This is a genomic window from Variovorax sp. KBW07 (genome assembly GCF_003852515.1).
Taxonomy (GTDB): domain Bacteria; phylum Pseudomonadota; class Gammaproteobacteria; order Burkholderiales; family Burkholderiaceae_C; genus Variovorax.
Genome location: NZ_QAJK01000218.1, coordinates 1 through 4,832, shown reverse-complemented (window position 1 = coordinate 4,832; position 4,832 = coordinate 1). Strand labels below are relative to the sequence as shown.

Below are 4,832 nucleotides of genomic sequence, written 5' to 3'. Positions count from 1 at the left end.
GAATGACCCCGCACCCGCACCAACGCCAACGCCAACGCCAACGATGAGTGCGTCATAAGCATCTGGTTGCGCAAAGTACCCCGCCTCGCGGATGATGCTTGCCCCCTTGTTCCGAGGACATCGCTCCATGCTCAAACGACGCACCCTGCTCGCCACCGGCGCCGCAGCCCTCACTCCGCTGGTCCTGCCCACGGCCGCTTTCGCACAGCGGAAGAAAGATGCGCTGGTGCTGGCGCTCACGCTGGAGCCTACCGGCCTCGACCCCACCGCCAAGGCCGGTGCCGAGATTTCCGAGGTCGTGCTCTACAACGTCTTCGAGACGCTCACCAAGATCAACTCCGACGGCTCGGTGACGCCGCTGCTGGCCGAGAGCTGGGAAGTTTCGCCCGACCTCAAGACCTACACCTTCAAGCTCAAGCGCAGCGTCAAGTTCCAGAACGGCGAGCCGTTCAACGCCAACACCGTCAAGTTCTCCTTCGACCGTGCGGCCGCGGCCAACAGCACCAACAAGGACAAGCGCACCTTCACCAACATCGCGACGCAGGTGGTCGACGAGCACACCGTGGTGCTGATCACCAAGGAGATCGAGCCCGATCTTCTGTTCCTGCTCGGGCAATCGTCGGCCGTCCTGGTCGAGCCCAAGACTGTCGAGACCAATGCCACGAAGCCGGTCGGCACCGGCCCCTACAAGCTCGAGAGCTGGTCCAAGGGCTCGGGCATCGTGCTCGCCAAGTGGGACGGGTACCGCCACGCCGAAGCCGTGCAGATCCGCAAGGCCAGCTTCCGCTTCATCTCGGAGCCGGCCGCGCAGACCGCCGCGCTGCTGTCGGGCGATGTCGACCTGTTCCCGCATGCCTCGGTCTCGCGGAGCCTTCCGCAGTTCCAGAACGACAAGCGCTTCCAGGTGGTATTCAACGCCTCGCGCGGCAAGACCATCCTGGCCATCAACAACAAGCGCAAGCCGCTCGACGACGTGCGCGTGCGCCGCGCCATCTCGGCGGCCATCGATCGCAAGGCGGTGATCGAAGCGGCCGTGGACGGCCGTGGCGTGCCTATCGGCAGCCACTACGTGCCGGGCGCGCCGGGCTACATCGACACCACGGGCATCAACGCCTACAACGTCGAGAAGGCCAGGCAGCTGCTGGCCGAGGCCGGCGTGAAGACGCCGCTCGAACTCGACTTCGTGCTGCCGCCCCCGCCCTACGCCCGGCAAGGCGGCGAGCTCATCGCCGCGCAGCTGGCCAAGGTCGGCATCGTCGCGAAGATCCAGAACGTCGAATGGGCACAGTGGATGAGCGGCACCTACGGCAACAAGAACTACGACCTCTCGCTGATCCTGCACGTCGAGCCCTTCGACCTGGTGAACTACACCAAGCCGGAGTACTACTGGGGCTACCAGTCGGCGAAGTTCAACGAGGCTTTCGACAAGGCGCGCAACGCCCCGCGCGCGGCCGACCGGCTGCGCTACCTCGGCGACGCGCAGCGGCTGCTGGCCGAGGACGCGGCCAACGTCTTCCTGTTCCAGCCGCAGTTCATCACCGTGGCGGCGCGCAACCTGCGCGGGCTCTGGAAAGACACGCCGATCTTCGTGAACGACATCGCCGCGTTGTACTGGGCCTGACGCTCGAGGAAAAAGGGGGCCCGGCACCGCCGGTTCCCGCGCCCGTCCTACGGGAACGTCCCGAGGAAAAACCCCTTTTCCACGCGCGCGTCGGCGCGCCCGCTGCGAGAGAATGACCGGCTGCGCACGTGGCATCTTTCGTGCTGCGTGCCTGTTCTTTCGCGGTGTCGTGCCTCCCTTCGGGGCATGGCGCACGCCGAAGCAGTCATTCGAACCTGGCTTGTTTTTCCGGAGATCACACGTATGTTGAACCGCCGCACCCTCCTCACCACCGCTGGCGCCACGGTTGCGCTGGCCACCCCGCTCGCCGGCATGGCGCAGGGCCGGAAGGACGCCATCGTGATCGGCATGGCGCTCGAACCGCCGGGGCTCGACCCGACCAGCGGCGCTGCCGCCGCCATCGCCGAGGTGGTGCAGTACAACATCCTCGAGACGCTCACCAAGATCAATGCCGACGGCAGCGTCACGCCGCTGCTGGCCGACAGCTGGGAAGTCTCGCCCGACCTGAAGACCTACACCTTCAAGCTCAAGCGCGGCGTGAAATTCCAGAACGGCGAGCCCTTCAACGCAGCCGCCGTCAAGTTCTCGTTCGACCGCGCCGGCAGCGAGAAGAGCACCAACAAGGACAAGCGCACCTTCGCGAACCTGAGCACCCAGGCGGTCGACGACTACACCGTCGTGGTCATAAACAAGGAAATCGACCCCGACCTGCCCTTCGTGCTGGGCCAGGCCACGGCCGTGATCGTCGAGCCCAAGAGCGCCGAGACCAACGCCAACAAGCCGGTCGGCACCGGCCCCTACAAGCTCGACAGCTGGGCCAAGGGCTCGTCGCTCACGCTGAGCAAGTGGGACGGCTTCCGCAGCCCCGCCACCGCCAAGATCAACAAGGTCACGTTCCGCTTCATCTCCGACACGGCCGCGCAGGCCGCCGCGCTGATGGCGGGCGACGTCGACGTGTTCACGCGCATCGGCACGCGCGTGGTGCCGCAGTTCAAGGCCAACCCGCAGTTCCAGGTGATCCTGGCCGGCTCGCGCGCCAAGACCATCCTGTCGATCAACAACAGGAAGAAGCCGCTGGACGACGTGCGCGTGCGCCGCGCCATTCTTGCGGCCATCGACCGCAAGGCCGTGATCGAAGGCGCCGCCGACGGCTTCGGCGTGCCCATCGGCAGCCACTACGTGCCGGGTGCGGCGGGCTTTGTCGACACCACCGCCATCAACCCCTTCGACATCGAGAAGGCCAAGAAGCTGCTGGCCGAAGCCGGCGTGAAGACGCCGCTCGAACTCACCATGACGCTGCCGCCGCCGCCCTACGCGCGCCAGGGCGGCGAGGTGATCGTGGCCCAGCTCGCCAAGATCGGCATCGTCGTGAAAGTGCAGAACGTCGAGTGGGCGCAATGGCTCAGCGGCACCTACGGCAACAAGGACTACGACCTGTCGATCATTTCGCACGTCGAGCCCTTCGACCTGGGCAACTACGCCAAGTCCGACTACTACTGGGGCTACCAGTCGAAGTCGTTCAACACGCTGTTCGACAAGATCAAGTCCACCGGCAACGCCACCGAACGCAACAAGCTGCTCGGCGACGCGCAGAAGATGCTGGCCACCGACGCGGCCAACGGCTTCCTGTACCAGCCGCAGTTCCCGACCATCGCCAAGAAGAACGTCAAGGGCCTCTGGAAAGAGAACCCGATCTTCGTGAACGACCTGTCGGCACTGTCCTGGGGATGAGCGACGCTCCCGTGCCGTCTTCGTCGTCGTCCGATGCGCCTTTGCTGAGCGACCTGTCGGCACAGGAACTCGCCGCCGCCTACCGCGAAAAGAAGCTGTCGCCGGTCGAGGTCACGCAGGCCGTGATCGCGCAGATCGAACGCTGGGAGCCGCACCTGCAGGCCACCTGGCTGTTCAGGCCCGAAGCCGCGCTGGCACAGGCGCGCGCTTCGGAGGCGCGCTGGCAACGTGGCGACGCGTTCGGCCCGCTCGATGGCGTGCCGGCCACCATCAAGGAAAACATCGCCACGCGCGGCGACCCGATGCCCGCCGGCACGGCCGCCGTCGACCTGAAGCCGGCCACCGCCGACGCGCCGCCGGCCGCGCGCCTGAAAGAAGCCGGCACGGTGATCGTGAGCAAGACCACCATGCCCGACTACGGCATGCTGTCGTCGGGCCTCTCGAGCTTTCACACGCTGGCGCGCAACCCCTGGAACCTGAGCCGGACGCCGGGCGGCTCCAGCGCGGGCGCCGGTGCCGCGGCGGCCGCGGGCTACGGCCCACTGCACCTGGGCACCGACATCGGCGGCTCGTTGCGGCTGCCGGCCAGCTGGTGCGGCATCTTCACGCTCAAGCCGAGCCTGGGCCGCATTCCGATCGACCCGCCGTACATGGGCCGCGCGGCGGGGCCCATGACGCGCACCGTGGGCGATGCGGCGTTGATGATGCAGGCGCTGTCGAAGCCCGATGCGCGGGACAGCATGAGCCTGCCGGCGCAGGAAATCGATTGGTCGAGTTTCGACGTATCGCCCGACCACCTGCGCGGCCTGCGCATCGGGCTGCTGCTCGATGCAGGCTGCGGCCTTGCGGTGGAGCCCGAGATACAGACGGCGGTCGAACACGCGGCGCGCCTGTTCGAGAAGGCCGGCGCCGTGGTCGAGGTGATGCAACCCTTCATGTCGCAGGCGATGCTCGACGGCATGGACCATCTGTGGCGCATGCGCTCGCTGGTGGACATGAAGGCCTTGCGTCCGGACCAGCGCGCGAAGGTGCTGCCCTACATCCGCGAGTGGGCCGAGAGTGCGGCTGAATTCAGCGGCGAGCATGTGTTCCGCAGCTTCAGCCAGTTCCATGCAACGCGCGTGGCGGCGGTGCAGGCGTGTTCGCGTTTCGACTACGTGATCTCGCCAGTGTCGCCCAACATGCCGGCCGCCGCGGAGGCGCCTTCACCGACGAACGATCCGTTGCGGCCGTTGGAACACATCGGGTTCACGGTGCCGTTCAACATGTCGGAGCAGCCTGCGTCGTCGATCAACTGCGGCTACTCGGCGGACGGGTTGCCTATCGGTCTTCAGATCGCTGGACAGCGCTTCGACGACCTTGGCGTGCTGCGCGTGTCGCGTGCGTTCGAGCAGATTCGGGAACTGCAGCGGCCCTGGCCTGTGGTGCCTGTTCGCTGAGTTTTTTGCTCTGCTGCCCTGTTCATTCGGGGCGACGCTCA

General features: G+C 66.5%; 3 protein-coding genes. All 3 read left to right on the top strand.

Going from position 1 to position 4,832, the window contains the following annotated elements; all coding sequences use genetic code 11:
• The first annotated feature begins 127 nt into the window (after positions 1–127).
• Positions 128–1,621, top strand: coding sequence for an ABC transporter substrate-binding protein (locus DBV14_RS32025; protein ID WP_124465925.1), 1,494 nt, complete (start codon positions 128–130; stop codon positions 1,619–1,621).
• 243 nt (positions 1,622–1,864) lie between these two features.
• On the top strand, positions 1,865–3,352 hold the full coding sequence (locus tag DBV14_RS32020; protein WP_124465922.1) for an ABC transporter substrate-binding protein: 1,488 nt from the start codon (positions 1,865–1,867) through the stop codon (positions 3,350–3,352).
• The gene (locus DBV14_RS32015) at positions 3,349–4,791 is read left to right on the top strand and encodes an amidase (protein WP_124465919.1); all 1,443 of its coding nucleotides are present in this window, start codon (positions 3,349–3,351) and stop codon (positions 4,789–4,791) included. Before DBV14_RS32020 ends, DBV14_RS32015 begins: the two co-directional genes overlap by 4 nt.
• Positions 4,792–4,832 lie beyond the last annotated feature (41 nt).

Coding starts and splice junctions, on each gene's coding strand:
- DBV14_RS32020 (WP_124465922.1), top strand. CDS start 1,865: ATGTTGAACCGCCGCACCCTCCTCACCACCGCTGGCGCCACGGTTGCG.
- DBV14_RS32015 (WP_124465919.1), top strand. CDS start 3,349: ATGAGCGACGCTCCCGTGCCGTCTTCGTCGTCGTCCGATGCGCCTTTG.
- DBV14_RS32025 (WP_124465925.1), top strand. CDS start 128: ATGCTCAAACGACGCACCCTGCTCGCCACCGGCGCCGCAGCCCTCACT.